This window comes from Pseudarthrobacter phenanthrenivorans, from assembly GCF_000813845.1.
Taxonomy (GTDB): domain Bacteria; phylum Actinomycetota; class Actinomycetes; order Actinomycetales; family Micrococcaceae; genus Arthrobacter; species Arthrobacter phenanthrenivorans_B.
Genome location: NZ_JWTB01000004.1, coordinates 108,775 through 134,729, shown reverse-complemented (window position 1 = coordinate 134,729; position 25,955 = coordinate 108,775). Strand labels below are relative to the sequence as shown.

The following is a 25,955-nucleotide window of genomic DNA, read 5'->3' as shown; positions in this document are numbered from 1 at the left end:
CCGCTTCCGCCAATCCAACGAAGACCCCCAAAAGTTCTTATTGCGCTCTACGCGCGAGCACAGAGGACAGGTTACAGCCGCCACACGTCCTAACTGTAATGTTCCACCGACCGGGCGGCGCCTTGAGGAGGTTTCCGCCGCAACGTCTGTGGCTTGGAGGGGGTGCAGAGGCAACAAATTCAGGTAGCCGCGTGCATAGGGGAACCTGTTTTCGTCGGCGTCCTATATGAGAGGCATCCATCGCATCGGCATTCGATAGGGCGGAACCGTCACCGCCGAGTGGTAACCTCGGTTGCGGCTTCTTGCGGGAGCCTTGGATGCATCAACAAATGGGGGTTTCCGTGAACCGGACAGTCGCGATTATTGGAACAAGGGGCTATCCGAGCTTCTACGGTGGGTTTGAAACCGCAGTGAGGAAGTTGGCGCCCTACCTGGCTGACAACCATTGGGCAGTTACTGTTTACGGGCGATCCGCTAGTTCCGTAGAACACGCTGATAGGGACGAGCGGGTGTCGGTAGTCACGACCCCGGGCTTGGAAAACAAGTCGCTAAGTACCTTGTCTTATGGTTTTACAGCTTGTCTTCACGCCTTCTGGACCAAGCCGGACGTGGCACTCGTCATGAACGTAGCCAACGGATTCTGGTTGCCCTTGCTCGCCATCCGTGGCGTGCCAACGGTGGTCAATGTAGACGGAATCGAGTGGGAACGTGCCAAATGGGGCCGGCTCGCAAAATTCGTATTCAAACTTGGCGCGAAAATGACTGCCAGGTTTGGGACTGTCCTCATCGCGGACTCCCAAGAAATTGGGCGCCGTTGGCAGGAAGACTTCGGCAGGTCTTGCGTTTTCATCCCATACGGAGGCGATCAAGGCGCACCTGCCCCGGTAGAAAGCGGGCTAGAGGCCCGGCGCTACATTCTTGTTGTCGCACGATTCGTTCCAGAGAACACGATCCCGGAATTTGTTGTCGCGGCAAAGAATCTCTCACGTGAATACAAGATCGTAATCGTCGGTTCGTCCGGTTACGGAGGTCCCTTAGAGCAGGAAGTCCGGCGGTTGGCCTCTGACAGCCCCAATATCGAGTGGCTCGGCCATGTTTCCGACGACGAACGTCTGCTCGCCCTTTGGAGAAACTGTGGGGCCTATTTCCATGGTCACAGCGTAGGCGGTACTAATCCCGCTTTACTTCAGGCAATGGCAAACGGCGCCCCGGTCGTGGCCCGAGACACCGTCTACAACCGCGAAGTTCTAGGCGACAAAGCCGTCTTCTGCGATGCCAAACCTCAAGCAATTGAAAAGGCCATCCGCAAGGTTATGAACGATCCGTCTGAACAGGACCGCTTGGCGGAACTCTCACTCGATAGAGTCCAACAGGGTTATACCTGGGACGCAGTATGCCGTGCTTACGACACTGAACTTCGTAAAAAGGCAGTCACTGCAACCAGCGAAAGGGTTTTCAAATGAAGATCGGGCGGTTTCATGGACTGCCGGACCGAGAGAATGCGGTTGCAACGGCACAAATGTTAGCCAAAGTGGGTCCGATGCTCCTTCGCGGGGCCGCTTTGAAACCCCTGCTCAGGCGTTCCGGAGGTCCTCTCTTTATTGGACGGGGAGCCCGTTTGAAAAACCCGCAGTATATCTCCCATGATGGTCGATTGGTCGTCGAAGACTTTGCCGAGGTTCAGGGCCTTGCAGACTCTGGTCTCAACTTTGGGGCAGAGGTATCAATCGGGAGAAGTGTTCAAATCCGCCCAAGTAGTTATTACGGCGGCGACGTAGGCATAGGGTTATGGGTCGGGGACAGATCGAGCTTCGGTGCTGGTTGCTTTGTCGGCTGTTCGGGCGAAATCAGAATCGGCTCCGACGTTATGTTCGGGCCCGGTGTGCGGCTGTTTTCTGAAAATCACGACTTCAAAGACACTTCTCAGACAATCAAGTCACAAGGCGTGGTTCGTTCTTTTCTTCGAATCGGCGATGACACTTGGGTGGGTAGTGGGGCCACAATCACAGCAGGCGTAACGGTTGGAACAGGTGTAGTCATCGCTGCCGGAAGCGTAGTTACGCGGGACGTTCCTGACGGTGCTGTCGTTGCCGGCGTTCCTGCCAAGGTGATTCGGACACGATGACTTTCAACAGGCACGCTTCGCCAATACGTACCCTTTTTGTCCACTCTTCTAACGAGATGTATGGTGCCGACCGTATTCTCCTTGAACTACTCCGGTCATTGCCCTCCCCTGAACGGGAAGCTGCCGTCGTGTATCTGCCAGACGACCTTCCAAGCAACGACAGTCGCCTAGCCAAGCACATCGAGGAACTCGGGGTCGAGACAATAGTTGGCCCATTACCTGTCCTGAGGCGGCGATACCTCACGCCTAGCGGCTTGGTGCCTTTGCTGTCGCGAATTTGGCGTTCGTACCGCATCATGCGCAAAATCCGCCCAGACGTCGTTTATGGCACAACTACTGCCATGGTGTTGTGTCTCCCACTTGCCTGCCTGGCTGGGGTCAAGAGCAGGGTCCTGCACGTGCAGGAGATTTGGTCGAAGCGAGAGTCTCGGGTGCTCGGCATTTTTGCATCGTTTGCTACACATCTACTTTGTATCTCGGCGGCATCCGTACGATCGCTGGGTACATCTTTGGCTAAACGGGCCACATTGCTGGTCAATGCGCATCAGGATTCAGGGAAGGACCTCGTTCCTACGAGTCCTTCGGGACCTGTCCGTTTCGTAGTAGCCAGTCGATGGAACGCTTGGAAGGGCCACGCTACTTTACTCGACGCATGGGACACGGAGGAGCCGCTTGGTGAGCTCCTGATTCTCGCTGGCCCGCCCCCAGTGGGCAGCAGTGTCGACGTCCCGAAACTTGTGGGGAAGCTAAAAAATCCAGATACGGTCAAGATTATTGGTGAGGTCCAGGACATCGAGCAGTATCTTGATGATGCCGATTTCCTGGTTCTTCCATCAGACCATCCCGAGCCTTTTGGTCTTGTTGTGCTAGAGGCCTTTGCGCGAGGTCGAGCTGTTATTGCCAGCCGTGCTGGGGGTGTTGTCGATATCGTCAAGCACGGTGAGACCGGCCTGCTCTACGAAATAGGCGACGCAGAGGATTTGAGGTTGAAGTTGACTTCTGTTGGTAAGGCATCTGCTCAAGTACTTGGAAACAATGCCCGTCGCGCATATCTGGAGAGGTACTCCATCGAGTCTTACCGGCGAAGGTTCGGCGAGGCCTGGTCTAGGATCACGAGCGGTAAAAGGGCGGTGTTGGATGCCCACCGCTAACATCGTTTACTGGTACGGGGTGGAGGACATGCCGAGAGACGGGGGTGGCCTCAGAGCGTTGTCCTGGTATCAGGCACTGGAGAGCCTTGGTTACACTCCGAAAATTGTTCCTTTGCGGAGTCCCTTGAGATCAAACGGGGACCAAGAGAGCCCTTTGAGAAAGGCAAAAAAGCTAGTCATTCCTATGCCTCTTGCCGCAGCGCTTCCGCCCTTGACCTCCGCAGATGTGAACATCATCACCGTACCCGCGGTCTTTGCCTCCGCGGCTAAAACATTGCCCCGCCACTCTCTGGTATTCGACTGGATGGACCGTTGGAGCGTAAATGCTCGGACCATGGGTAGATCCGCTTGGATTTCGCGACCGGGCGGCTACCTCCAAAGTCAGATCTGGGCTCGTCGCGAGCGGCAACTTGTACGCATGCCAGCCGCGAACGTTTATGCGGGATATGAAGATAAGACTTCAGCCACGGAATCAACTAGTCCATCATCATTTTGGTTACCTACTCCAATCAATGCTGCAAGCAGGAACGGCGCAATTCGATCTAATTCCCAAGTGAGAAGAGTGGGTTTTATCGGAAACTTTCTGTACCCCCCCAATGTCATGTCCCTGCGCGAATTTTTTGCCGGTTACGGCGCTGCTTTAGCGGCTCGGGGAATTGAAATTGTTGTTGCCGGGTTTGGTTCAGACATCGTGGAAACCTGGAACGTGCAAGCGACGGTACTAGGCAAAGTAGATTCCCTAACGAACTTTTACGAATCGATTGATGCTGCGATCGTTCCCGTCGACCACGGGGGAGGGATAAAGGCGAAAGCGGTAGAAGCCATGGCACATGGTGTGCCCGTCTTTGGTACGGATCACGTCGTGTCCGGCTTCGCACCAGTGTGGGGAAAGTACATAGGTCGTATTGACGAACTCCTCAAGGAGACGCCCACGCTCCCTCCAGTCGTGCCGGCCGAGATATTCCACCAAGAATTCAGCCAACAGGCCTTTTCCACCGCTGTCTCGGCTGTTCTGGATAGGCTTTGAAATGCACACTAAGAAGTTTCGTACAGGAGTAGGACGAATGCGTCTCTATCTGCAAGGATTTAAGCTTTGGCTGGGGTTTATGGTTGGCCGAGTGCCAGTTCACAATTTCAGGGTTTTCATGTATCGCCGCTTCTTCAATATGCGAGTCGGGGTCCGAAGCACGGTTCATTGGCGGTTGGTTTTCTTTGCACCCCGCGGTATCGCCTTGGGCAATAACTCAATTGTGGGCAATGACTGCTTTTTGGACGGTCGGTTAGGTCTTTCGATCGGTGACAATGTTAATATCGGCGGCCACGTGCAAATCTTCACAGTGGGTCATGACCCGCAAAGTGATTCTTTCGGCACCAAGGGTGGGCCAGTTCGTGTGGACGACAGGGCTTACGTTGCCTCCAGGGCAACAGTCCTGCCCAACGTCAGAATCGGAGAAGGCGCTGTCGTGGCGGCCGGTGCGGTTGTGACCAAGGACGTCCAGCCGTACACCATCGTTGCAGGCGTTCCTGCTGTTCCCGTAGGAAAACGTACACGGGACCTCAGTTATGAGCTCGACTTCCACATGCCGTTCCAATAATGGCATGACGATACAAAAAGGAGTGCGTAACCTTCATGGCTAAACGCGTGTTAGTTCTCTGGGCCAACGATTCGTCCAGTAACTTGGGAGTTCGAGTACTTAGCGACGGTGCCGAAGCCCTCATTCGGCGCGCTTGGGGGGTGGACACGCTCGTAGACTTTCAGAGTTTCGAGCCAGGCCCCTTGGGTACCCAACTTTCCGGCAAAGTCGTCTTGAAAGGGCTCTTGACGGGCAGTAGAACTTTACGCTCCCGCATCGCTCAGTACGACGCGGTTGTGGACACCGGGGCGGGCGATAGTTTCACGGATATTTATGGTCCGAAGCGGCTGTTGATTATGTTTTATACACGGTATGTTGCCAAACAAGCCCAAGTCCCGGTAATTTTCGCGCCGCAAACTCTTGGGCCGTTTAGTACCCGCTGGGGCAAAGTAATTGCAAGGTATTCGCTGAAGCATGCGAGCGCTGTTATGGCAAGGGACAGTGTGAGCTTTGCGTTCTCGGAAAGAATTGGTGTGCCCGCCGATCTCTTAGCCACCGATGTGGCATTCGCCTTACCTCAATGTCCAGCAGGCGGAGCTCCTGCTGCAGATGTTGTGCTCAATGTCTCGGGGCTGCTCTGGAACAGCGATTCACATCTACCTCGAGAGAAGTACCAAAAGTTCACCCGTGAGCTAATTCGCGCGCTCCTCTTTGAGGGGCGTTCGATCACACTTATGGCCCATGTACTCGACAATCCGTCCGTTGATAACGACGTGCATACAGCGAGGGAATTAGCGAAGGAATTTGGCGGGGCGGTGTCCGTATTCATACCAAAGGATCTTCCGGAAGCTCGTCAGTTCATTGCAAATTGCAAGGTAGTCATTGGGGCGCGGATGCATGCATGTCTGAATGCTCTATCCCTAGGGATACCCGCGATTCCATTGGCCTACTCCCGTAAGTTCGCGCCTCTGTTGGGAGATGTTGGTTGGCCAATTACCTTGGATCTTCGTAGTGACGATGGTCTTGTCGAGAAAGTCCTGGGCTTGTTGCGAGATGACCGCCTGCCTGAACAGGCACGGGCAGTAACGGAACAGGCCCAAGAACGCCTGAGTGCAGCTGTAGGGCATCTCTCAGGCCAAGTGGTCGCCTAAGATGAAGACGCCTAAGAGACTTGCCTCTTTTGATGAACTTGTTTCAGCCGTGGTCGAGAGTGGGAACTGTTCCGGTTGCGGCCTTTGCACGATAATAGATCCGGGCTTAGCAATGGAGCTCAACGAAGAGGGCTTCAATCGTCCCGTTCGCCGTCTTCCGATATCACCGAAATATGACGAGAGGGCTAGCAATGAATTCCGGGCGAGCTGCCCAGGTTCGCTCGTTATGCGGCCACCTCAACGCGAAGTTGCGAGCAAGGATTCCGCTTTAGGTGGCGCCGTGTCCAGTTGGCAGGCGTGGGCCGTCGATCCTCAAGTTCGCTTTCAAGGGAGTAGCGGCGGCGTTCTAACGGCCATCGCAGCTTGGCTCCTCGAGTCAGGGAGGGCGACCCGTCTACTCGGGGCGGCGGCAGATACAGGAAGCCCACGTCGGACAGTACCGGTAGAACTGCACCGAAATGCAGATTACCTCAGCCAGTCCGGCTCACGATATGCACCGGTATCTGTGCTCTCTGCAAAATCGGCCCTCTCGCCTGCGACAGTGGTCGTCGGAAAGCCGTGCGAGGCATCTGGACTCAGGCAACTGATGCGATACCGCGACGCGGAAAGCCTACCGGTAATTCTTTCATTCTTTTGCGCGGGGGTTCCAAGCCAATTTGCGACTGACCGACTCTTAGCAGAGCTGGGGATTCCACCTGAATCTCCTTTGCGTTCCTTGCGGTATAGAGGTCACGGTTGGCCCGGTGAATTCCATGCGGAAACAGTGGAAGGCCTCGAAGGGTCTGCGAGTTATGACGAATCCTGGGGACGGCAGCTTGGCCCATCAATGCAGTGGAGATGCAAGGTATGTCCGGATGGTGTCGGCGAGAGTGCTGATATCGTTGCAGGCGACTACTGGAAAACCGATGCAAAGGGCTATCCAATATTCACAGATTCAAGTGGAGTCAGCGCGTTGATTGCCAGAACGAAGAGGGGACACGACATAGTTCTCGAAGCGCTTGGTGCAGGGGTGATTCATGCGGAGCCATTGGAGCTCAAGGACATCAGTGCGATTCAGCCGTACCAGGTAGAACGACGAGCAACCCTTCTGGCTCGATTGGCCGGGAGGCGACTGGCAGGTTGGGATGTTCCGCGATACAAGGGGTTTGGTCTTATGCAGCAAACGTTCAAGAACCCCATTCGTTCACTTCGCTATGCGTATGGATCGTACAGACGCTCAAAAGCTCAACGCGCAAGCCAATAATGCGTTTCGCGGTTCTGGTCCACTGAAATGCGGACTATAATTCACCTGGCGGGAAACGTTGCACCGTTGCTTGCCGGTCTCTTGACTGCTCCTCTCACCGCACGTGCTCTCGGGCCAGAAGCACGGGGAGAGCTCGCGATTATAATGCTGGTTTCCGTGTTCATTGGGTTGGTGGGCGCTTTTGGGCTGGGACCTTTAGCCCGCCAGGCGGTTTCGGAAGATATTGGGCAGGCGGCTGGCTGGAGCAGAAGAGGTCAGCGGATCACGCTTGCGAGCGCGAGCGGGGCTGCAGCAGTGGGATTCTGCACCGCTACTCTGCTGGGGCTGGCTGTTGAAGAAACAATTGCCGCTATTGCCTTTTTTGGAATTGCCGGAATGAGTGCGAGTAAGTCCATTGACGCAAATATACTTATTGTGGCGGGTCGCACCAAACAATTTGGGACGGCGAATCTCGCTGCAGCATGCACGATCTGCGGAGGCATTATTCTCGCATACGGCCTTGGACTGCTAACGCTTCAATTTGTTATTTCCATTAATGCAGCTTCGTTGGTTATGCAGATGCTTTACATTTCGTATCATCGTCGAAAGTTTGTTCGCGGGCTTGTGGCCACGGAGCTCCGCAAAGATACTCGACGCATTCTAATTGCTAAAGTTTGGCGGGCTTGGAAGTCTCAATTAATCGAAGCAGCTCTACTAAGATCGGACAGTGCTCTATTTATCGCGCAGGGGACCGTTGCCCTTGTAGGGTATTATGCGGTTGTAGCTCTTGTTCCTCAGGTTAGCTATCAGGTATATCAGACGCTCATTCAACATTCATATGCTAAGTGGCCAGCACTCCGTCTCAGGCGGCGAACAACACTATTGTGGCAGCTCTGCATGTTGCTTAGTCTTCCTATCGCCGCATTAGGCGCGGTCGGCGGCACCTTACTCATACCTGTTGTCTTCGGTCCCGCGTTTGAACCAGCCGTTTCGCTTCTAGGGCCCGCCTGTGCCATGGTGGTTTGCCTCGCAGGACTAGCGCCGGTACTTCAACACTTCGCGGTATCACCTACCGGTGACGCCTGGTTCCCTGTCGCGGCTTTTGGATTGGTCGTCATTGCTTGGTTTGCTGGCAATAACTTTGGCCCTGCCATCAGTGTGCTTCTGCTCGCAGTTGGATTCCTAATAACCGGGGGAGGGTACGTGTATCTTTTGAGCGGGAACCGTATGTTCCGCGTGTCGAGCTCAGATCTTATGCGTCTCTTTGGCCGCTGAAAAATCAAGAGGACCAATACCGGCATAAGCTCCTCCAGAGCGGCCACCATCGGCAGCGTTGTACGCAAGGCCCTCTTCAGCCGATATTCCCAACGACTTCGTTGCTTGCCGTCGGACTGGAAGTTGAACCTCCGCGAAGGAGCCTCGCCCTGGTCACTCGGCCACCTAGTTACAGTCTTTAGCGGAGTGTTGAAGCCATATGAAGGTTCGCAAGCGCGGCCGTAGTAGTAATGCGTTTAGTGGGTGGACGAGACGCTGTTAGGCGCGGGCCCCAAGACAAGGCTCTTCACGTGCACTTGGCCGCCCAAGATTCACAATATCCGTGCAAATTCACATCTCAGCCATGTTTGTGGGGGCACTTACCGAACGGGAACTTTTTGTTGACTCGCAATAGGCACCTAGAGCCAGGCCTACGATCAGCATCCAGGAGGTTCCCAATCCAACCCAAGAATGTAAAGCCAAGTACAAGCCTGAGATAGAGACAATGAAAGCGCTTTGCCCGATCGGCAAATAGATTCTCCGCGCATTGAGCATAGCTACTACGAGCAAGCTGAAAGCGATAACACCAATCCAGCCGAAGTCGAACGCCGCGAGGGCAAGCTCCGAATCGACGGTCTTGGATAAGTCTAGTGGGCCAAAGACGCTGGCGACATAGTAGACGCCTTCCGGTAACCCACCGATGCCCCAGCCGACAGGCATGGAAACCAACGACCTGGCGGCGTAAGAATAGAGCGCACTGCGATATTCCGCGCTTGCATCAAGTGCGCTTGAACTCGTAAGTTGATCTGATCCACTTGTAAAGAGACCTCCGACCAATAGAAAGCCAATGGCCGCAATTGCGACAGTTCGTGCAAGGTGCGAAGCGCCTCTCCCGAGAATGTTAAGTCGGCGAGCGATTATAAAGGCTGTCCAACATGCCAAAATTATGATGGCACCACGACTATTCGTTGAAAGAATGCCGGCCAAGAGACTCGCATAGCCGCAGCACTTTCCTAGCCGGGAGGCTGCCACTAGGCTGACCAAAGGAACTGCAGCGAGCAACAGCACTGATAGAACTAAGGGATGTTCCGCGAAGACAATACTTCGGACGGAGCCATCGCGAAATAGACGTTCGGAATTTGAGTAGGATCCTGCGACGAGAAATTTTCCTGAAAGGCGTTCGGTCGTGGCCAGGACTCCCATGAGACAGCTGATCATGACATAAAACCCAGCAACACGACGAGTTTGACCAGCACGGGCCATTAGAAAGCCGCTAACTAGAGTTAGCGGAAACAAAACAGTATAGCGGAAGAGCGGGTCCATCACCGTGGAATCTAGGAGCAAGAATCCGACGGTGTAAGCACAAAAGCTCGCAGCTAATACTAGAAGGCCGGCATATCGCTGCCTTCTCGTAAGCTCAGACCTATTGGCAACCAGTCCGAAGAGTATTAGCAGCACCGTTGCTGCCATCATAAACCTGACTGGAACGGCCTGTTGCAAATATCCGCTGCTATAGATAAGTACAATTAGCAGAATAATGAATAACGAACCGAGGTTGCCTCGCGCAAGCAGGAACAGCATGGCCAGGGAAACAACGACAGCAAACAGTGCGTATACGACGTATTCCACGAAGCGGCACACGCTCCTTTCGGTTTAATTCGAACGTCGACAACCAGTTGGCGAACGAGCACCGGCCTAGGCGGATATGGTTCCCCATGCGAGTGATAAACAGGTGAACGGCCTTCGACACGATTCCAACGGGTAATGCCTGAAAGGCTCCTACCCAAGCCTTCCGACCGACTTATATATGTCGCCGGTAGCACGAACAGCGTCTCGGCTTTCCCTTGACTTAGCTCTCACATCGCGGTTTGGATGGATACTCATGATAATTTGACGTAAGAAAACGTCAAGAAGCACTATGAGTCTTGAGTCCAAACGCATGTATCGTTGGGCGAGCAGCACCCTGTTGCGTATAGCCAAGGAACGACTCGGACCGTTTGCGGTTTGCTCCACAACCGCGTCTAAGTTGACTAAAACTGGGACATTGGCACGCCGACATAATTCTCCCAGGGCAACGTCCTCCATGTACATGAAAAACTCTTCGGGAACGCCCCCCAGTTTCTTCCAGGTTGCCAAGTCGACTACGAAGGCAGCTCCGTCTACCCACTTGACCGACACAGTGCCCCCCGTACTGCTGCGGAGCCTATGCTTTGGATAAAGAAGCGGGAAAGAATAGACGCCACCGTTCGACCACGTGACTTCCTCGCCTGATTCACTTCTGGTTACTAGGCGCGGTCCTATAACGTGCCCATTCGGATATGCTCTCGCAGTGTCAAGCAACGTCTGGATCGCATTGCCCCGAAAGATCGTCTCGTGAGTGCAAACCAAAACTTCGCGTATAGAACTTAACTCGCTCTCCGCGTATCTGATACCGTGGTTGACTCCACCCGCATATCCGTAGTTTCGGCCGTCGTCTAATACAATGGCGTCAAGGTCATTCGGCAATTGCACCAACGACGAAGAGTTGTCTACGACGACAATTCGACTCGCCGGTAGGAAGTTGCGCAGGCTTTGGATGGTCTTTTTTAGCGTGTTTACGCTGTCATAGTGAACCACGACCGCGGCAAAACCATCAAAATTATTCTGCACTCGCGGTCATTCCCAAATTTATATAGTTCAGTCTGTTCAGTGCTTGCTCAGGTTCCAAGTCCCATGGTGCTTCCCGAAGAATCTGATCCTGACGCGCTCGGGGGAATCGTGCCTTCACTATTCTTGCCGGGTTGCCCGCAACAATCGTGAAGGGCGGAACGTCCTTGGTAACAACGCTGCCAGCACCCACCACGGCACCTTCTCCAATGTGACGACAACCAGGCAAGATCGTCACGTTGGCACCAATCCAAGCGTCATGATGGATGCGGCAGGGCGTGCGTTCAACATCTTCACCTTCGCCTACAAGGCCCAGGGCCGGATTGTAAAAGAGCGGATGAAGTGAAGCACCCTCCAGGGGATGAGCCGCGCCGTAGCGCCGGACGTTTGGGCCAATTGAGACGTAGTTTTCAATCTCTGTGTATTGGTCGGCATTCCCTATGTTGAGCAATGAGCCGTAGCTGTAGCTTCCTACGGACACCTTGAAGTACTTGAGCAGGATCTCCCGAAGGGTCAGCGAGTACATATCGCCTCCCTCAAATTTCACTATCCATTTGAGGACCCGACTGCGCATTGGCGTTTTGGAATAGGCCGGAACGAACAGTCTTCCGACGAATGAGGACTTCATTGCTGGTCTTCTCACGAGTTCCACCGCCCTCCGTTGAAGCAGGCGCACGTAGAGAGTTGGCTGGCGCTAGAGTCAATTCTGCGAGCAGAGAAAATTTTTTTCACTAGTGATCCGACCGCGTGTTGCTGGAGGGGAACATAGATGCCGGGCGGGACTGTTCGAGAACCAGTGAATCATCCTCATATGCGTTGTTGGGCGAACCGAAAGATTTTCCCGGGAACTGCCGTTTCTTGTCACTCTTCTGCTCATATGAGTAGTAGGTGTAGGAGTACGAGTCAGGTCCCTTGACCGGAAGGCGGTTAAGGACAATTCCTAATATGGTAGAACCAACCATTTCAAGGGCATTAAGTGATTTTGCCAAATCTGGCTGTCGGATCTTTTGTGAACCCACTACAACGACTACGCCGCCGACATGTTGAGATAGGACAGCGGCATCTGTAACAGGCAGAAGGGGCGGAGCGTCAATTATCAACATGTCAAAAGACTGTTCCAGACGATTTAGCAAACTCTCCATTTCCGACGACCCCAATAGCTCGCTTGGGTTTGGAGGGATCTGGCCCGAGGTCAAGACGTAGAGCTGGTCTTCTCCCCACGGCTGTATGAGCTCATCCACGTCAGCGGAGCCTAAAAGTGCCGTTGTTAGCCCCGCATTTCTGTCCAATCCTAGGTATTCGTTAACCATGGGACGACGGAGATCTGCGTCGATAAGGCATACGGCTTGACCGGACTGCGCAACTGCGATTGCCAAGTTCGTAGCCGTCGTGCTCTTTCCCTCCCCCGGGAGCGAAGAAGTTACGAGGATCGTCTTTGCATGCCCTGCCACATTGGCAAATTGCAGGTTAGTTCGTAGCTGTCTAAACGACTCGGCTCTTGGGCTCTGAGTGGCCGCCTGGGTCAGTAACGGTTTCTTGACTGCTTCTTGGTCAAAAGCGATACCACCCAGAAGGGGAGCTTCAGTTACCTTCCGCAGGTCGGCTTCCCCGCGTATCCGGTTATCAAGGGTTGTCCGGAGGACGGCGAACGCAATCCCAGCAGCCATACCTGCAATTAGGCCAATCAGGAGGTTCAATTTTGTGTTTGGGGATGACGGCGTGGTGGGGGCAGTGGCGGGCTTGATGATCGACAAACCGACTGGGGAAGTACCCCCGCCCTTCGGTTTTTCCAACGTGTCTATGGAGCTTATGAGGCTGTCGGAGACTGCCTGAGCAATTGCAGCTGCCTGCACGGGTGAGGCATCAGTGACCGAGATGTCGATTAGAACGGTATTTACCTCGCTGCTGGCCTTTACCCGAGGTGCAAGTTGTTCTGCGGACACGGAAAGTCCGAGTGCATCAATCGCCGGCTGAAGAACTAACGGGGAGGTAACAGTTTTGACGTATGACTGGACTCTGGCTTGGCTGAAAGTGTTGCCTTGCTGGAGTTCCAAAACAGAACCGGAACTCTGGATCGCGACGAAAAGTTGCGTCTGTGCCGTATACACCGGAGTCGCCAGTACGGAGACTCCGCCGCTGAGGAGGAGTCCAAGGAGGGTCGAAGCGGCGATTGTTAACCAGTGGTGCCTCAGCAGGCGCAGGTATTCACGTAAATCCAAAACCGGGATCCCCCTGTGTCGAAATCCGAGGACAGCCGGTAGGCACACCACCGGAACGGCAAAATATGTACGGTCGGGTCCATCGTACCCGCAAGGGTTAGTAAAACTGGATTACGGGGGTACCCGCAACAGTCTGTTGTGACGAAGGTTCGGCTAGCTGATCGGGAATGATACTCGGCCCTCTCTTCGTTGTAACTCGGCTTGGCGCTATTGGTCGTGACAGTTCCAGGTTCAGATGCGCGGTGCCCAACTTCCCCTTGCCGGGGAGGCCCTCGCCGCTTCGCAGGGTCCACGATTTCTCTAGGTAGAATCGGTCACCAAGACGAATGCACACTGCTTGCCGGAGGTACGGAGAAACAATGTCGGATTGGATCGAAGTCGGCACGGACAACTATGTACTGGTTACTAAAGGATCCCTGCTGAACACGGGCCTCATCGCCGGGTCCGAACGTGCCATGGTCATCGACACGGGGTGCGGTCCGCGCCAAGGCCGCGAGATTCTTGATGCGGTGAGAGCGAAGACTGACCTGCCCCTCGTTGTGGTCAACACCCACGCCCATTACGACCACTTCTTCGGTAACGCTGTTTTCGCGGAAGCCGGCGTAAGCGAATTTTGGGCTCACGAAAACGCTGCTGCCGAGATCGACCAACGCGGCGACCTGCAGCGCAGGCACGTGGGAACGCTTGAGCCTGAAATGTCCGCCGGTGAGGGGGAACATGTCGAGCTCGTGGTCCCCAACGCGATCGTCAAAGATCAGCCCGTCCTCGTTGATCTCGGCGGCCTCGCGGCGACGTTGTTCTACCTGGGCCGTGGCCACACTGACGGCGACCTTCTGGTGGGCACGCCTTCGACGCTCTATGTCGGCGACCTCGTGGAACAGGGCGCCCACCCCTCCTTTGAAGACTCCTACCCGGAAGAATGGGCAGACGTGCTTCGCCATATCTCGGCCTTGCGACACCGATACGAGTTCCTAATCCCCGGACACGGAGAACCGTGCAGCGACCAATTCGTCAAGACCATGGCCAACACTATGACCACCGCCGTCCGCCAAGCCCGCCAGTCCATCCGCGACACCCCCAACGACGCCACCAAAGCCATCCCGGTGTTGCCCTACGGTCCGGAGCAGTCGCGCTGGTTCATCAAACGGTTGCAGGAGACCAGGAGGAATTCGCAGGAAGCGTCGTGATACTAGGGCTTAGTCCAACCACTCCTGTGGGAACGGAAATTCGAGCATCCGTCGTCATGGATCCTCCTTGAGACTCGCGAATGGTTACGAGTGAAGGAAGGTTTGGCAGCCTGCAGGCCGATGACATTGTTTGTTTCGTGACTGTCTCTGGTATCAAACGCCACTTATCACCGTGTTCCAGTAGGTTCCGTAGGCAGCCCTTTAGCTTAGATATGACGTGACTTGTCAATTCCGGAGCCGCATGTTTAGGTCATGATCAGTAAGGAAGCTTATGACCGATGGAGATTATTGTGGCTTTGTCTGACTACGCCCTGGCGCTATGCGCTTTATTGGGCACGCTGCTGGTACCTTTTGTTGTCCTGTACCAGGTGCTGCGGCTCAAGCGCCGTGCACTCCGGATCCCCGTCCGCCCCGCACCTCGAGGTAACCAGCGCTAACCATGCCGTATGTCGACATTAATCCCCACAGAAGCCGCCCCAAATGGGTTGGCTACACAATTCTTGCCGTTCTCCTGGTGCTCACAGTGGCCGTTGTTTCAGCTGCGCTTATCCACTTCTGACCTGCACCGTTGAACCTCCACTAGCGCCAGGAGCCCCTACCGGACCCCCTAGACTTACAGATTGAACCAGTGCCGCAGAACCGTTTGCCGAAAACGTCCGGGGGGACAGACATGCCAGATCCGGCGGATCAGAATGCAGGCGCCCAAGCAGAGGATGCAGGGCAGCCGCAGCTGCGCCGACGCCGCGACCTTCGTCGTGCCGACGGCTCGCTTCAGGATGCCTGGACAGGAACCATGCCAGCAGTAACCCCTTCCCCTTCCAGCCCGAACGACGCCAGCAAACCGGCGACCCGCCGCACGTCCTGGGCCGAGGCTGCCGCCGCGGCTGATGCCACCAAGCCGTCCCGCGCACCATCGCCTGCACCGGCTGCCCCGGCCGCACCCGCCCGGCAACCTGCTGCCGAGCCTGCTGCGCTACCCATTGCGTCCGTGCCGTCGGCACCTTCAGGTGACACTGCCCAGGAAGTTGCCCCTCCGCCGTCGGACGCTCCAGCCGAGACTCCATCCTTCCGCCGCAGCCGGCCCACCGTGGCTGACGCCATCGCGGAAAGCCCGATGCCTGACTTCATCAGTTCGCCCGGACTGTTCGTCAAGGAGCAGAAGCCACGGCCGGTCGGCGGCATCCGCGGCGCGCTGTACAAACTGACTGGCGGCGCGTGGAACCTGGGACCCGGGCCGAAACAGCGCCAGGAGGACGAGCTTGCCCGGCGAATCTCCCGCCAGCTGCAGGGCAGCTACAACACCGCGATCCTGAGCCTCAAGGGCGGAATCGGCAAGACCTCAACCACCGTGGGTGTGGGCCTGACCCTTGCCGAATACCGCGGAGATGCGCCGTGCGCCATCGACGCCAACCCGGACTCGGGTGATTTGGTGGAACGCGCCTTGGGCGAAGGAATCTATCAGCAGGCAAGCCCTCGGACCATTACAGACCTCCTGGAGCACATCGAAACCATTGACTCCTTGACGGCGCTCGCCCGGTACATGCACCATGCCGGCCGGCTGCACCTAATTGCGGGGGAGCAGGACCCGGAAGTCTCGGATTCTCTGACGGCCGAGGAATACCTGCGGATCCGCAAGCTCATCTCCAGCTACTACTCAGTGGCCTTGACCGACTGCGGTACCGGTGTGACCCACAATGCGATGAGCGGCATCCTGCAGTCGGCGGACAACCTGGTGATCGCCGCCGGCTACGCAGTGTCCGGGGCCAAGCGGGCCCGCAGCACCCTGCACTGGCTGGCCAGCCATGGCTACGAGGACCTGGCTCGGAACGCGATCGTGGTGATCACCGACAAGGACGAGGTGTCCTCCCGCGTGGACAAGGACGCGATCGAGGAACACCTCTCCGGGATCTGCCGCGAACTGATCGCCGTGCCGCATGACCGTGGTGTTGCCGACGGCGACTTGGTGACCCTCGACGTGCTAAAGCCGGAGACGCGGCGGGCGTACAAGGAGATTGCCGCTGCGATCGTTGACGGGTACCGGTAGCGCCAAACTTCCCGCTCGTGCATAACCGGATTTACTAACCCCTATCATTGAGGACATGAGTCTCGGGGGAAAGCTTTCAAACATGTGGCCAGGATTGCGTCGTGAAGTGCTGCTGAACCGGGTTGTGTCGTCGGTCCTGATGCCCGTGCCGCTGCGACGCCGGTTCCTCGCCGCGTATGGAATGCGTGTAGGCAGGGCGACCATTTATCCAGGCGTCTGGTTCGGGTCATCCCGTGTCACCATTGGAGACGGCACGTTCATTAATCAAGGGTGCATGTTCAACACTTCTGGCCCGATCAGCATAGGGGAACGATGCTCTATCGCCATGAACGTCACGTTCGTAACCAGCTCGCACGCTGTTGGGGGTCCTGAGCAGCGTGCCGGCGCGGCAGTCGCCGCGCCAATCGTTGTAGGTGACGGGACCTGGATCGGTGCTAACGCCGTGATCCTCCCGGGCGTGACCGTCGGGGCCGGTTCAATCATTGCGGCCGGTGCGGTGGTGGTATCCGATTGTGAACCGGATGCGGTCTATGCGGGAGTCCCCGCCCGAAAGATCAAAAGCCTTGAGGCCGTCGGTTCAATCGCCTCATGAATCTTTGGGGGAAAGTAAAGCTTCGCCGGGTCTCTCGGGGCGCAGCGGCTGATCCGAACCAACTGCTCTATTGACATTGGATCACGCGCAATTATTCGCGCGGGCGTTCGGAGAGCGGACTCGCTTGACGCGGATTCCACTGCTCTCTACCTTCGCAACTCAGCGCCGATCCGTGTTGCCGACGGGGTCACAATTGGTGCGGGGTGTAGTCATCCTTCCGGGGGTCAATGTTGATCGAAGCGTGGACCGCGGCGAGGTGTTCGTCGGGGGCACTTCTCCTACTGCCTAGCTGATTGCCTTCATGATTTATCTGCCGGGTAGAATGACGGCATTCACTTCTTGTTGGGGGACTCTTGAAACGCCTTGCCCTGGTCTTCGCCGCTGCACTCCTGTTGACCGGCTGTGGTCTTGCCGCGGTCCCGGCAGCCCCTGATATCAAAGCCAAAGCGGATGCGTTCGAAGCCAAAACAAAAGCAGAGATGGAAGCTCGCGCCGCAGCGGCTGCGGAGGCCAGGATCATCAAGCTGCCCGTGCCGCAGGATCGCCCGCTGTCCGTCTTTTACGCTGGCGATTCGTTAAGCTACAGCCTCTACACGAGCGCCGAGGCGAACGGGTACCGGCAACTGTTGAATGCTGAGCTCCGCAAGCACGGGGAGATCAAAGAGAAGCGCGCCACGAAAGCCGACGAGAAGGCCTTGTTCAAGGTCGGCAACGTGCAGGACATCCCCGAGAGTGGCGTGGACCTTGCCATTCTGGAACTCGGAACCAACGACCTTGGCACCAACGTAGTAGGCAGCAGGACCGAGCCGGACCTTTTCCGGCAGCAGTACCTTGACCTCATTGCGAAGGTGCAGAGGTCACCGAACGTGCAGATTATCTGTGTCGGGGTGTGGGGCGCGGCAGGGCCAACCATTTCTGATCCGTACGACTTCGCTATCGAGAAGGCGTGTCGGGGACACGGCGGCCAGTATGTTGACCTGACCGCCGTATACCAGACCGCAGGGACCTTCGGCCCCAATGGGTCCCCGTCCTGGCTTGGCCCGTCCGATAATTTCCACCCGAACGACAAGGGTCACCGGATGATCACGGACTTGATTCTGGAGCGGCTGCGGTTCGTTTAGACTGACAGCCAGTACGTCCCATCGTTGATGATTGTCGCTGGTGCGCTGCCGCGATGCTGATGTTAGTTACCGCTGCGGTGTCGTAGAACTGGTCGGTGCCGGCGCGCTAGAGTGTGATCGCGCCGCTGCCCCGGTTCTTGATCCGGTACGTGAGCCCACTGTTGTTCGCCACAGCGGTAGCGTCCAGGTTGTGGCGGCGCCCGTGTTGACGTACACCCTCGCGCTGCGTGCGAGGGTTAGTGTCGCCGCCGAAAATACGCTGACTACCTGGGCGAGGCTTGGCGCCCATCCGGGACTTCCCATCCGGCGCCGTCGGACAGGACCAGCAGCACGGACTGGCCTGGCTGGATCGTGATGAACGTCAGGGAACCGCCGGCAACGTTGCCCGCCCGAATGAACGGGGCGGGCACCCTTCGTGGAGCCCGAGGTTAGACGAGCAGGCGCTCAGCGGGCGCGGGCTGCGCCTGGGTCGCGAAGATGCTGCTGTCCAGGTCAGCAACTGATGGCTTGCCCACGAACCCCATGGCCCCCTTGAACTCCTCCTGGAGGATTCCGAAGACCCGGTCCACCGCCGGCTCACCGCCCGTGGCGAGGGCGTACGCAAACGGACGCCCGGCCAGAGCGGCCTTGGCGCCCAGCGCGACGGCCTTGACGATGTCATGCCCGCGCCGGATGCCGCCGTCGAGGTACACCTCCGCCCGGCCGCCGACAGCCTCAACAATGGACGGCAGGACATCGATGGTGGCGGGCTGGGAGTCGAACTGCCGGCCGCCGTGGTTGGAGACAAAGATGCCGTCGGCCCCCTCATCCACCGCCCGGGCCGCGTCCTCGGCGTCCATGATGCCCTTGATCACCAGGTTCCCCTTCCACTCAGACCGGAGTCTGGCGAAGTCCTCCCAGTTGGCGCCCGGGTTCTTGTTGGATGCCATCCAGTTGTTCATTTCGTCCATGCGCAGCGCGCGGCCGTTGATCTGGTAGTTCCCGTACGTCATCTTCCGGCCCATGAGCCAGCGCCACAGCCAGGCAGGACGGGTCGCGGCGTTGAAGTAGTCCGCCACCGGCGGGCGCGGCGGCATGGACAGCCCGTGGTGCAGGTCCCGTTCGCGCTTGCTCGAGGACCCAACATCGCCGGCCACCACCAGGGTCTCAACCCCGACGGCCCGTGCGCGGTTGATGTAACTGGCGGTCTCCTCCGGGTCCTTCCAGAATGCGATCTGTGCCCACAAGTTGTTGGGCGCCACCTTGGCCACCTCTTCCAGCGAACAGCCGGCCCACGCGCTGTGGATGAAAATCGACCCGGCCCGGACAGCGGCCCTGGCCACGGCAGGATCCGAACCAGGGTGGAAGATGGTGAGCATTCCCATCGGTGCCACCATCAGCGGCATCGCCAGGGAATGGCCCAGCACGGTGGTGGACGTGGTCAGGCCCCGCAGGTCCACCATCGACCGCTGGCGAAGCATCAGGGCATCAAACCGGTCCTCGTTGGCGCGCATGGTGGTCTCGTCCAGCGCCCCGCCCTCCAGGTAATCCGAAATCATCTTCGGCAGCTGCCGACGCGAAGCTTTGCGGTAGTCCTCAATGCTGACAATCCATTTGTTTCTCAAGAGTCCTGCTCCAATGTGAAGGTCTAAATTACTTTCGCCAGGAATTGCTTGGTGCGCTCATGCCGCGGGTCACTGAGGACCGTCCGCGGGTCGCCCTGCTCCACGATGCCGCCGCCGTCCATGAAGATCAGGTGGTCCCCGACTTCCCGGGCGAAGCCGATCTCGTGGGTGACCACGATCATGGTCATCCCGCCCTCCGCGAGCTTGCGCATCACGTCCAGCACCTCGCCCACCAGCTCGGGGTCCAGCGCCGATGTAGGTTCGTCGAACAGCATCAGCCGTGGCTCCATGGCCAGTGCCCTGGCGATGGCCACGCGCTGCTGCTGGCCGCCGGAAAGGGACGCCGGGTAGGCGTGGACCTTCTCGGAGAGCCCCACCCGGTCCAGGAGGATCCTCGCCCGGTCCTGCACGGCTTTCCGGTTCTCCTTCTTCACCCTGACGGGCGCTTCGCAGATGTTCTCCAGCACCGTCATGTGCGGGAAAAGGTTGAAGCTCTGGAAGACCATGCCGATGTTCTCGCGCATCCTCGCCGCCTCGGCGTTGTTCTGCGCGTGCAGCCGACCTTTCCTGATTTTCACGCCGACCGGCCGTCCCTCGACCAGGATGTAGCCGCCGTCGAGCGTTTCCAGCTGGTTGATGCAGCGAAGGAACGTCGACTTGCCGGAACCGGACGGCCCGATGATGCAGGTGACACTGCCCTTCGGGATGGTGAGGTCGATGCCTTTGAGGACTTCGAGGTCGCCGAAGTTCTTGGTGACCCCCTGTGCTTCGATCATCCGGTCAGTCATGGCCGGGCCTCCTGGGAAGTGGTGCGGGAGTTCTCCGCCTGCGGCTTGGGCTTCCGGGTGCGCCGGTTGCCCCTGCCCGCGGTGATCCCACCCCGGTTGAAATGCCGTTCGATGAAGTACTGCCCCAGGCTCAGGATGCTGGTGACCAGCAGGTACCACAGGCTTGCGGCGATGAGCAGCGGAATAGTTTTGAAGTTGGCGCTGTAGACCAGCTGCGCTGAGTAGAGCAGCTCAGGGAAGGCAAGAACGCTCACCAGGGAGGTGGTCTTCAGCATGGAGATGGTCTGGTTGCCCGTGGGCGGGATGATGATCTTCATCGCCTGCGGCAGGACGATCCGGGACAGGATGGCGAAGCGCCGCATGCCCAGGGCCGTGGCCGCTTCGGTCTGTCCGCGGTTGACGCTCAGGAGCCCCGCCCGGACGATCTCGGACATGTAAGCACCCTCATTCAGGCCCAGCCCGAGGATTGCCGCCATGAACGGGGTGATGAGCACGTTGGCATCGACGGAGAAGAACTCGGGCCCGAACGGGACACCTACCGCAATGCGCGGGTAGATGGCGGCGATGAAGCCCCAGAAGAGCAGCTGGACGAAGACCGGCACCCCGCGGAAGAGCCACACCAGGAACGCGGCGGTCCCGGCGACGATGGCGTTGGGGGCCAGCCTGGCCAGCGCCAGCAGGACGCCGACGACGATTCCCACGGCCATGGAGATGGCCGTCAGTCCCAGGGTCCGCAGGAGTCCGGTGAACAGCCGCTCCGAGGTGAACCAGCCGAAGACCACGTTCCACTCGAAGCGCGGGTTGGTGACGAGGGAGTAGCCCACCAGGAAGATCGCGAACAGGACGATTGCCGCCGTCAGCCACAATCCGCCGTGGCGCTGGTGCGGGCGCCCCAGGAGAAGCTGGCGGTCCAATGCGTCCCCTGCGGGTGCCTTGGCGTCGGGTTCCGTGGCTGTGTTGGCCATGTGGCTACTGCGCTTTGTTGAAGGCGAAGTCAGAGATTGCACCGCTGCCTACACCCCACTTGTCGAGGATTTCCTTGTACTTGCCGCTCTTGGCAAGGGACTCCATGCCGAGTTCGACCGCCTTCTCCAGGCCCGCGCCCTTCTTGAAACCGATGCTGACGGGGGAGACGTCCTTTTCGCCGAGCAGTTCGATCTGGCCGCCCTGCTTGATGGCGTAGCCCAAGGTGGGTCCGTCGATGTAGACCGCATCAATGCGGCCTGCCGTCAACGCCAGATTCGGGGCCTGCATATCGGGGTAGGTCATGGCCTCAATGGCCGGGTTGCCAGCGGCGGTGCACGCCTGGGAGAGGGCGGGAAGGCGCTTGAGGTCCTGGAATGAACCCTTCAGCACGCCGACACGCTTGCCGCAGAGTGCGTCTACGCTGAGGTGCTGCGGGTTGCCGGGAGCCACTCCGATGCCGCTGCCTGACTGGTAGTAGTCGACGAAATCAAGCACTTTCATGCGTTCCGTGGAGGGGGACATCTGGGAGATGGCGATGTCGAACTTGCCGGCCGCAATACCCGGGATGATGCCGTCGAACGGGCCGCTCTTGATGTCCGTTTTCAAGCCCAGCGTCTGCCCGAGGGCCATGGCGATTTCCGGGTCGACACCTTGGATGGTGGTCCCGTCCGCGGCCATGAAGTGCAAAGGCGGCGAGCTCTGGCTCATGGTGACGGTGAGGGTTCCCTTGTCCCTTGCTTCTTTGGGGAGGGCTGCTGCGGCGGCTTCGTCGACTTTGACGGCCGCCGCGGAGTTTGCGGGTTTGGGGGCTTCGGACTGGGCGGAGCTTGTCATGTCGGGGTTTGAGCACCCGGAGAGAAGCACGCTCGCCATGGAGACTGCGGCGACGGTCACCAACATCGATCGAAACTGAATCATCTACACGCCTTCGGAAGTGGGGGATAAGGGGTGGTAGGAGAGCTTCCAACCTGATGGACAACTGGTGCTGTGTTTCAGATCACGCTGCTGCCCGGTATCATGTACCGTACATCATGCACGATTTTCTGCAAGCACCTTTTTCGTCCTTGTCTCATTTGTGACGGGTCGGACGGGGAACCCGTACTGATGCTGCAGCCCACGACGAAAATTCACATAGGATGCCGAAATGAACGCCGCTTCGCCTGAAGAAGAAGTCCTGATCCCCGGCCGGCCAATGCTGGTGGATCAGGTGTTCGAGGCCATCCTGTCCCTGCTGCTGGATGACAAGATCTCCACCGGGTCGCCGTTGAGCATCGACGGACTGGCTAAGCGCTTCAAGGTTTCCTCCACACCGGTGCGTGAGGCGCTGGCACGCCTGGAAACGACAGGCATGGTCAGGCGCGAAGCGCTCCGGGGATACAAGGTGGCGCCGGAACCCACCGCCAGCGACATCGCGGCACTTCTGACCTCACGGCAGATCCTCGAACCTGCCTGCACCAGCATCGCCGCCACCAACTCAACGGACGAGTTGGTAAGGGACCTGGAAAGGTTCCACCACGACCTTGAGGCTTCCCGCCGCGGCGGTGACACGTTTCCCGGCTACCGGGCCTACTGGAAGGCCGACGAAAACTTTCACCGGCGGATCGTGGAGGCTACGGACAACGAGTTCCTCTTGAGGGCCTACTCCTCCATTGAGGGAAGTATCCAGCGGTTCCGGCTCATGGTCCACAACGATATGAGCGGCGACCATACCGTGCAGGAACACCACGCGATTATCGAAGCCATCAAGGCGGGCAACCCGGAGGCGGCGACAGCGGCGATGAACAGTCACATAGAGGGCATCAGGTCCCGCTCCAAAAATCTGCCGAAGTTCGGCCAGCAGGGCTGAGGACCTGCAAAACGGGGGACCGCCGTCGTCCCTGCCGCCCCGCCTGCTGCCCTTTCCTCCGGGTGCATGAATAATACGGAGTGCTGGGAACAGCGGAAGTGAGCGGCGGGCGCCTGCCTGCGGCGACGGCGGGCGAAGGAACTGGACATGGCGAGGTCACACCGGAACGCACGGCACGAGCCCGAAACGAGCGTTGAGCTGAACCCCCTGTTCAGCCGGCCGGGGGAGTCCACCATCTTCCCGCGGTTCACCATCCCGGACGGGGAGTCCCTGCCCGGCACCGCCTACCAGGTGGTCCACGACGAGGTGATGCTGGACGGCAACTCCCGCCTGAACCTGGCCACGTTCGTGGGGACGTGGATGGAACGGGAAGCCTCCCAGCTTTACGCCGAAACGTTCGACAAGAACATGATCGACAAGGACGAGTACCCGCAGACCGCCCTGATCGAGACCCGGTGCTGGCGGATGCTCGCGGACCTGTGGAACGCCCCGGACCCGGCGGCCAGCATCGGCACCTCCACCGTCGGCTCCTCCGAGGCGTGCATGCTGGGCGGCCTGGCCCTCAAGCGCCGGTGGCAACACCGCCGTCGTGCGGACAAGAAGCCCACGGACGCACCCAACATTGTCCTCAGCTCCGCTGTGCAGGTCTGCTGGGAGAAGTTCTGCAACTACTGGGAGGTGGAAGCCCGCTACGTCCCCGTGTCCGCGGAGCATCCCACCCTGGACGGCCACCGCCTGGACCAGTACGTGGATGAGAACACTATCGGCGTGGTGGCCATCATGGGCGTCACCTACACCGGCGCCTACGAACCCGTGGAACAGATCTCCGCCGCCCTGGACCGCATCCAGGCCAGCACCGGCCTGGACATCCCCATCCACGTGGACGGCGCCTCCGGGGCCATGGTGGCCCCCTTCCTGCAGCCGGAACTGGTGTGGGACTTCCGGCTCCCCAGGGTTGCCTCCATCAACACCTCCGGCCACAAGTACGGGCTGGTGTACCCCGGCCTGGGCTGGATCGTCTGGCGGGACCAGCAGGCCCTTCCCGAGGACCTGGTGTTCCACGTCAGCTACCTGGGCGGCGACATGCCCACCTTCGCCCTGAACTTCTCCCGGCCCGGCGCGCAGGTGCTGCTCCAGTACTACCTGTTCCTCCGGCTGGGCTTTGCCGGCTACCGGTCCGTGCAGGCCAGCTCCCGCGACGTCGCCCTCTACCTCTCGCACGAAATCGGAGCCATGGACGCCTTCACCTTGTGGAGCGACGGGTCGGATATCCCCGTCTTCGCCTGGCAGCTCACCGACGGCCACACCAATAACTGGAACCTGCACCACCTCTCCGAACGCCTCCGCATGAACGGCTGGCTGGTCCCGGCCTACACCCTGCCCGAAGGGCTCACAGAGATCACCGTCCAGCGGATCGTGGTCCGCAACGGCTTCACCCGGGACCTGGCCGCCAGCTTCCTGGCCGACCTCAAGAAGGAAGTGGCCTACCTGGACGCCCTCGCCGCGCCCATGCCCCAGCAGAAACAGAAGGAAGCGTTCCACCACTAGCCACGCACCGAAGGGAGCGTCCCATGTGCCGGTTGTTCGGGCTGCACGCCGGGTCCCGGCCCGTCCACGCCACCTTCTGGCTCCTGGACGCCCCGGACAGCCTGGCCCAGCAGAGCCGGCGGGAGCCCGACGGCGCGGGGATCGGCACGTTTGATGACGACGGCGGCGCGCGGGTCAGCAAGCGGCTGCTCGCCGCGTGGGAGGACCACGCCTTCGCCCGGGAGGCACGGCAGCTGGCCAGCACCACCTTCCTGGCCCACGTCCGCTACGCCAGCACCGGCGCGCACACCCTGGTGAACACGCACCCGTTCGAGCAGGACGGCCGGCTGTTCGCGCACAACGGCGCCTTCCACGGCCTGGACCGGCTCGACGGACGCCTGATGGACCTCGGCGTGGCGGGGCTGGTGCAGGGCCAGACCGACAGCGAACGCCTCTTCGCCCTCATCACCGCCGAGATCCGGCGGGCCGGCGGGGACGTGGCGGAAGGCATCACCCGCGCCGTTGAATGGGTGGCCGCCGAGCTGCCCGTCCTGGCCCTGAACATCATCGTGACCACGGCAACCGACCTTTGGGCACTCCGCTACCCGGCCACCCACCCGCTGTACATCCTGGAACGCGACCCGGCGGCCGAGCCCGCCCCGGCCGCGCCCCTGGACGCCAGAAGCCCCCGGATCCATTCGCGAAGCACCGAACTCTCGGTGGCGCGGTCCGTCCTGTTTGCCACCGAACCGATGACCCACAACCCCGGCTGGCGTCCCCTGGCGGCAGGCGAGCTGGTGCACGTTGGCCCGGACCTGGCGGTGACCTGCACCTACCCGTTCCCGGACCAACCCGCCCACCCGCTCACGCTCGCCGACCTGGATCCGTCCGCGGCGGCGTCGCAAACGTCCTGACTGCCGGCCCGTCCCGACGGCTGC

At 58.9% G+C, this 25,955-nt stretch carries 23 protein-coding genes; 15 read left to right on the top strand and 8 right to left on the bottom strand.

Going from position 1 to position 25,955, the window contains the following annotated elements; genetic code table 11:
• Positions 1-317: 317 nt before the first annotated feature.
• The 8 genes from RM50_RS01850 to RM50_RS20555 all read left to right on the top strand — a co-directional run bounded on the left by RM50_RS01850 (position 318) and on the right by RM50_RS20555 (position 8,498).
• Positions 318-1,463 (top strand): glycosyltransferase, encoded by a 1,146-nt coding sequence (locus RM50_RS01850; protein WP_346421898.1) that lies wholly within the window; start codon positions 318-320, stop codon positions 1,461-1,463.
• Positions 1,460-2,125, top strand: coding sequence for an acyltransferase (locus tag RM50_RS21155; protein WP_276202725.1), 666 nt, complete (start codon positions 1,460-1,462; stop codon positions 2,123-2,125). Before RM50_RS01850 ends, RM50_RS21155 begins: the two co-directional genes overlap by 4 nt.
• Entirely contained in the window at positions 2,122-3,276 is a 1,155-nt protein-coding gene (locus tag RM50_RS20820; RefSeq protein WP_082006935.1) for a glycosyltransferase, read from the top strand. The genes RM50_RS21155 and RM50_RS20820 overlap by 4 nt, the downstream gene beginning before the upstream one ends.
• A 418-nt stretch (positions 3,277-3,694) precedes the next feature.
• Positions 3,695-4,303, top strand: coding sequence for a glycosyltransferase family 4 protein (locus tag RM50_RS20815; RefSeq protein ID WP_167562148.1), 609 nt, complete (start codon positions 3,695-3,697; stop codon positions 4,301-4,303).
• A gap of 37 nt (positions 4,304-4,340) precedes the next feature.
• Positions 4,341-4,871 (top strand): acyltransferase, encoded by a 531-nt coding sequence (locus RM50_RS01845; protein ID WP_240471818.1) that lies wholly within the window; start codon positions 4,341-4,343, stop codon positions 4,869-4,871.
• A gap of 35 nt (positions 4,872-4,906) precedes the next feature.
• The gene (locus RM50_RS20275) at positions 4,907-6,001 is read left to right on the top strand and encodes a polysaccharide pyruvyl transferase family protein (RefSeq protein ID WP_043449316.1); all 1,095 of its coding nucleotides are present in this window, start codon (positions 4,907-4,909) and stop codon (positions 5,999-6,001) included.
• A gap of 1 nt (position 6,002) precedes the next feature.
• Entirely contained in the window at positions 6,003-7,244 is a 1,242-nt protein-coding gene (locus RM50_RS21255) for a Coenzyme F420 hydrogenase/dehydrogenase, beta subunit C-terminal domain (protein WP_043449314.1), read from the top strand.
• A gap of 156 nt (positions 7,245-7,400) precedes the next feature.
• Positions 7,401-8,498, top strand: coding sequence for a hypothetical protein (locus RM50_RS20555; RefSeq protein ID WP_156133804.1), 1,098 nt, complete (start codon positions 7,401-7,403; stop codon positions 8,496-8,498).
• Between the two features lie 330 nt (positions 8,499-8,828).
• Here RM50_RS20555 and RM50_RS20550 read toward each other — a convergent pair whose 3' ends face one another.
• From RM50_RS20550 to RM50_RS20125, 4 genes are all read right to left on the bottom strand, one after another.
• Positions 8,829-10,106 (bottom strand): hypothetical protein, encoded by a 1,278-nt coding sequence (locus RM50_RS20550; protein WP_156133803.1) that lies wholly within the window; start codon positions 10,104-10,106, stop codon positions 8,829-8,831.
• A 150-nt stretch (positions 10,107-10,256) separates the two neighbouring features.
• On the bottom strand, positions 10,257-11,093 hold the full coding sequence (locus tag RM50_RS21250; protein ID WP_430929382.1) for a glycosyltransferase: 837 nt from the start codon (positions 11,091-11,093) through the stop codon (positions 10,257-10,259).
• 22 nt (positions 11,094-11,115) lie between these two features.
• Complete coding sequence (locus RM50_RS21245) at positions 11,116-11,751, bottom strand: CatB-related O-acetyltransferase (RefSeq protein ID WP_430929381.1); 636 nt, start codon at positions 11,749-11,751, stop codon at positions 11,116-11,118.
• A gap of 103 nt (positions 11,752-11,854) precedes the next feature.
• Entirely contained in the window at positions 11,855-13,342 is a 1,488-nt protein-coding gene (locus tag RM50_RS20125; protein ID WP_052259900.1) for a polysaccharide biosynthesis tyrosine autokinase, read from the bottom strand.
• Between the two features lie 359 nt (positions 13,343-13,701).
• Here RM50_RS20125 and RM50_RS01830 point away from each other — a divergent pair, with 359 nt between their 5' ends.
• From RM50_RS01830 to RM50_RS01815, 4 genes are all read left to right on the top strand, one after another.
• Positions 13,702-14,529: an MBL fold metallo-hydrolase gene (locus RM50_RS01830; protein ID WP_043449312.1), complete on the top strand. Its 828-nt coding sequence runs from the start codon at positions 13,702-13,704 to the stop codon at positions 14,527-14,529.
• Between the two features lie 793 nt (positions 14,530-15,322).
• The gene (locus RM50_RS01825) at positions 15,323-16,573 is read left to right on the top strand and encodes a MinD/ParA family ATP-binding protein (protein WP_240471816.1); all 1,251 of its coding nucleotides are present in this window, start codon (positions 15,323-15,325) and stop codon (positions 16,571-16,573) included.
• A 55-nt stretch (positions 16,574-16,628) separates the two neighbouring features.
• On the top strand, positions 16,629-17,165 hold the full coding sequence (locus RM50_RS01820; RefSeq protein WP_052259892.1) for an acyltransferase: 537 nt from the start codon (positions 16,629-16,631) through the stop codon (positions 17,163-17,165).
• Between the two features lie 353 nt (positions 17,166-17,518).
• Positions 17,519-18,286 carry an SGNH/GDSL hydrolase family protein gene (locus RM50_RS01815; protein ID WP_043449307.1) on the top strand — a complete coding sequence of 256 codons (768 nt, stop codon included), beginning with the start codon at positions 17,519-17,521 and terminating at the stop codon, positions 18,284-18,286.
• A 428-nt stretch (positions 18,287-18,714) separates the two neighbouring features.
• On the opposite strand, the gene RM50_RS01810 is transcribed toward RM50_RS01815, so the two are convergent.
• Genes RM50_RS01810 through RM50_RS01795 form a run of 4 tightly spaced genes read right to left on the bottom strand, consistent with a single transcriptional unit; the run spans position 18,715 to position 22,562 of the window.
• A complete protein-coding gene (locus RM50_RS01810; protein ID WP_052259891.1) occupies positions 18,715-19,890 on the bottom strand; it encodes an alpha-hydroxy acid oxidase in 1,176 nt (391 codons plus the stop codon).
• Between the two features lie 23 nt (positions 19,891-19,913).
• On the bottom strand, positions 19,914-20,678 hold the full coding sequence (locus RM50_RS01805; protein ID WP_043449306.1) for an amino acid ABC transporter ATP-binding protein: 765 nt from the start codon (positions 20,676-20,678) through the stop codon (positions 19,914-19,916).
• Positions 20,675-21,643: an amino acid ABC transporter permease gene (locus RM50_RS01800; RefSeq protein ID WP_043449304.1), complete on the bottom strand. Its 969-nt coding sequence runs from the start codon at positions 21,641-21,643 to the stop codon at positions 20,675-20,677. The genes RM50_RS01805 and RM50_RS01800 overlap by 4 nt, the downstream gene beginning before the upstream one ends.
• A 4-nt stretch (positions 21,644-21,647) precedes the next feature.
• The gene (locus RM50_RS01795) at positions 21,648-22,562 is read right to left on the bottom strand and encodes an ABC transporter substrate-binding protein (protein WP_043449302.1); all 915 of its coding nucleotides are present in this window, start codon (positions 22,560-22,562) and stop codon (positions 21,648-21,650) included.
• 226 nt (positions 22,563-22,788) lie between these two features.
• Between RM50_RS01795 and RM50_RS01790 the strand changes: the two genes are divergently transcribed.
• The 3 genes from RM50_RS01790 (at position 22,789) to RM50_RS01780 (ending at position 25,931) form a co-directional block, all read left to right on the top strand.
• Positions 22,789-23,490, top strand: coding sequence for a GntR family transcriptional regulator (locus RM50_RS01790; RefSeq protein ID WP_052259889.1), 702 nt, complete (start codon positions 22,789-22,791; stop codon positions 23,488-23,490).
• A 147-nt stretch (positions 23,491-23,637) separates the two neighbouring features.
• Complete coding sequence (locus tag RM50_RS01785; RefSeq protein WP_043449300.1) at positions 23,638-25,038, top strand: glutamate decarboxylase; 1,401 nt, start codon at positions 23,638-23,640, stop codon at positions 25,036-25,038.
• A 23-nt stretch (positions 25,039-25,061) separates the two neighbouring features.
• Positions 25,062-25,931, top strand: coding sequence for a class II glutamine amidotransferase (locus RM50_RS01780; protein WP_043449299.1), 870 nt, complete (start codon positions 25,062-25,064; stop codon positions 25,929-25,931).
• Positions 25,932-25,955: the final 24 nt, after the last annotated feature.

Excerpts from the sequence above, each read along its gene's own strand:
- RM50_RS01850 (WP_346421898.1), top strand. The coding sequence starts at position 318 with ATGCATCAACAAATGGGGGTTTCCGTGAACCGGACAGTCGCGATTATT.
- RM50_RS21155 (WP_276202725.1), top strand. The coding sequence starts at position 1,460 with ATGAAGATCGGGCGGTTTCATGGACTGCCGGACCGAGAGAATGCGGTT.
- RM50_RS20820 (WP_082006935.1), top strand. The coding sequence starts at position 2,122 with ATGACTTTCAACAGGCACGCTTCGCCAATACGTACCCTTTTTGTCCAC.
- RM50_RS20815 (WP_167562148.1), top strand. The coding sequence starts at position 3,695 with ATGCCAGCCGCGAACGTTTATGCGGGATATGAAGATAAGACTTCAGCC.
- RM50_RS01845 (WP_240471818.1), top strand. The coding sequence starts at position 4,341 with ATGCGTCTCTATCTGCAAGGATTTAAGCTTTGGCTGGGGTTTATGGTT.
- RM50_RS20275 (WP_043449316.1), top strand. The coding sequence starts at position 4,907 with ATGGCTAAACGCGTGTTAGTTCTCTGGGCCAACGATTCGTCCAGTAAC.
- RM50_RS21255 (WP_043449314.1), top strand. The coding sequence starts at position 6,003 with ATGAAGACGCCTAAGAGACTTGCCTCTTTTGATGAACTTGTTTCAGCC.
- RM50_RS21245 (WP_430929381.1), bottom strand. The coding sequence starts at position 11,751 with ATGAAGTCCTCATTCGTCGGAAGACTGTTCGTTCCGGCCTATTCCAAA.
- RM50_RS01830 (WP_043449312.1), top strand. The coding sequence starts at position 13,702 with ATGTCGGATTGGATCGAAGTCGGCACGGACAACTATGTACTGGTTACT.
- RM50_RS01825 (WP_240471816.1), top strand. The coding sequence starts at position 15,323 with ATGCCAGCAGTAACCCCTTCCCCTTCCAGCCCGAACGACGCCAGCAAA.
- RM50_RS01820 (WP_052259892.1), top strand. The coding sequence starts at position 16,629 with ATGAGTCTCGGGGGAAAGCTTTCAAACATGTGGCCAGGATTGCGTCGT.
- RM50_RS01805 (WP_043449306.1), bottom strand. The coding sequence starts at position 20,678 with ATGACTGACCGGATGATCGAAGCACAGGGGGTCACCAAGAACTTCGGC.
- RM50_RS01800 (WP_043449304.1), bottom strand. The coding sequence starts at position 21,643 with ATGGCCAACACAGCCACGGAACCCGACGCCAAGGCACCCGCAGGGGAC.
- RM50_RS01795 (WP_043449302.1), bottom strand. The coding sequence starts at position 22,562 with ATGATTCAGTTTCGATCGATGTTGGTGACCGTCGCCGCAGTCTCCATG.
- RM50_RS01790 (WP_052259889.1), top strand. The coding sequence starts at position 22,789 with ATGAACGCCGCTTCGCCTGAAGAAGAAGTCCTGATCCCCGGCCGGCCA.
- RM50_RS01785 (WP_043449300.1), top strand. The coding sequence starts at position 23,638 with ATGGCGAGGTCACACCGGAACGCACGGCACGAGCCCGAAACGAGCGTT.
- RM50_RS01780 (WP_043449299.1), top strand. The coding sequence starts at position 25,062 with ATGTGCCGGTTGTTCGGGCTGCACGCCGGGTCCCGGCCCGTCCACGCC.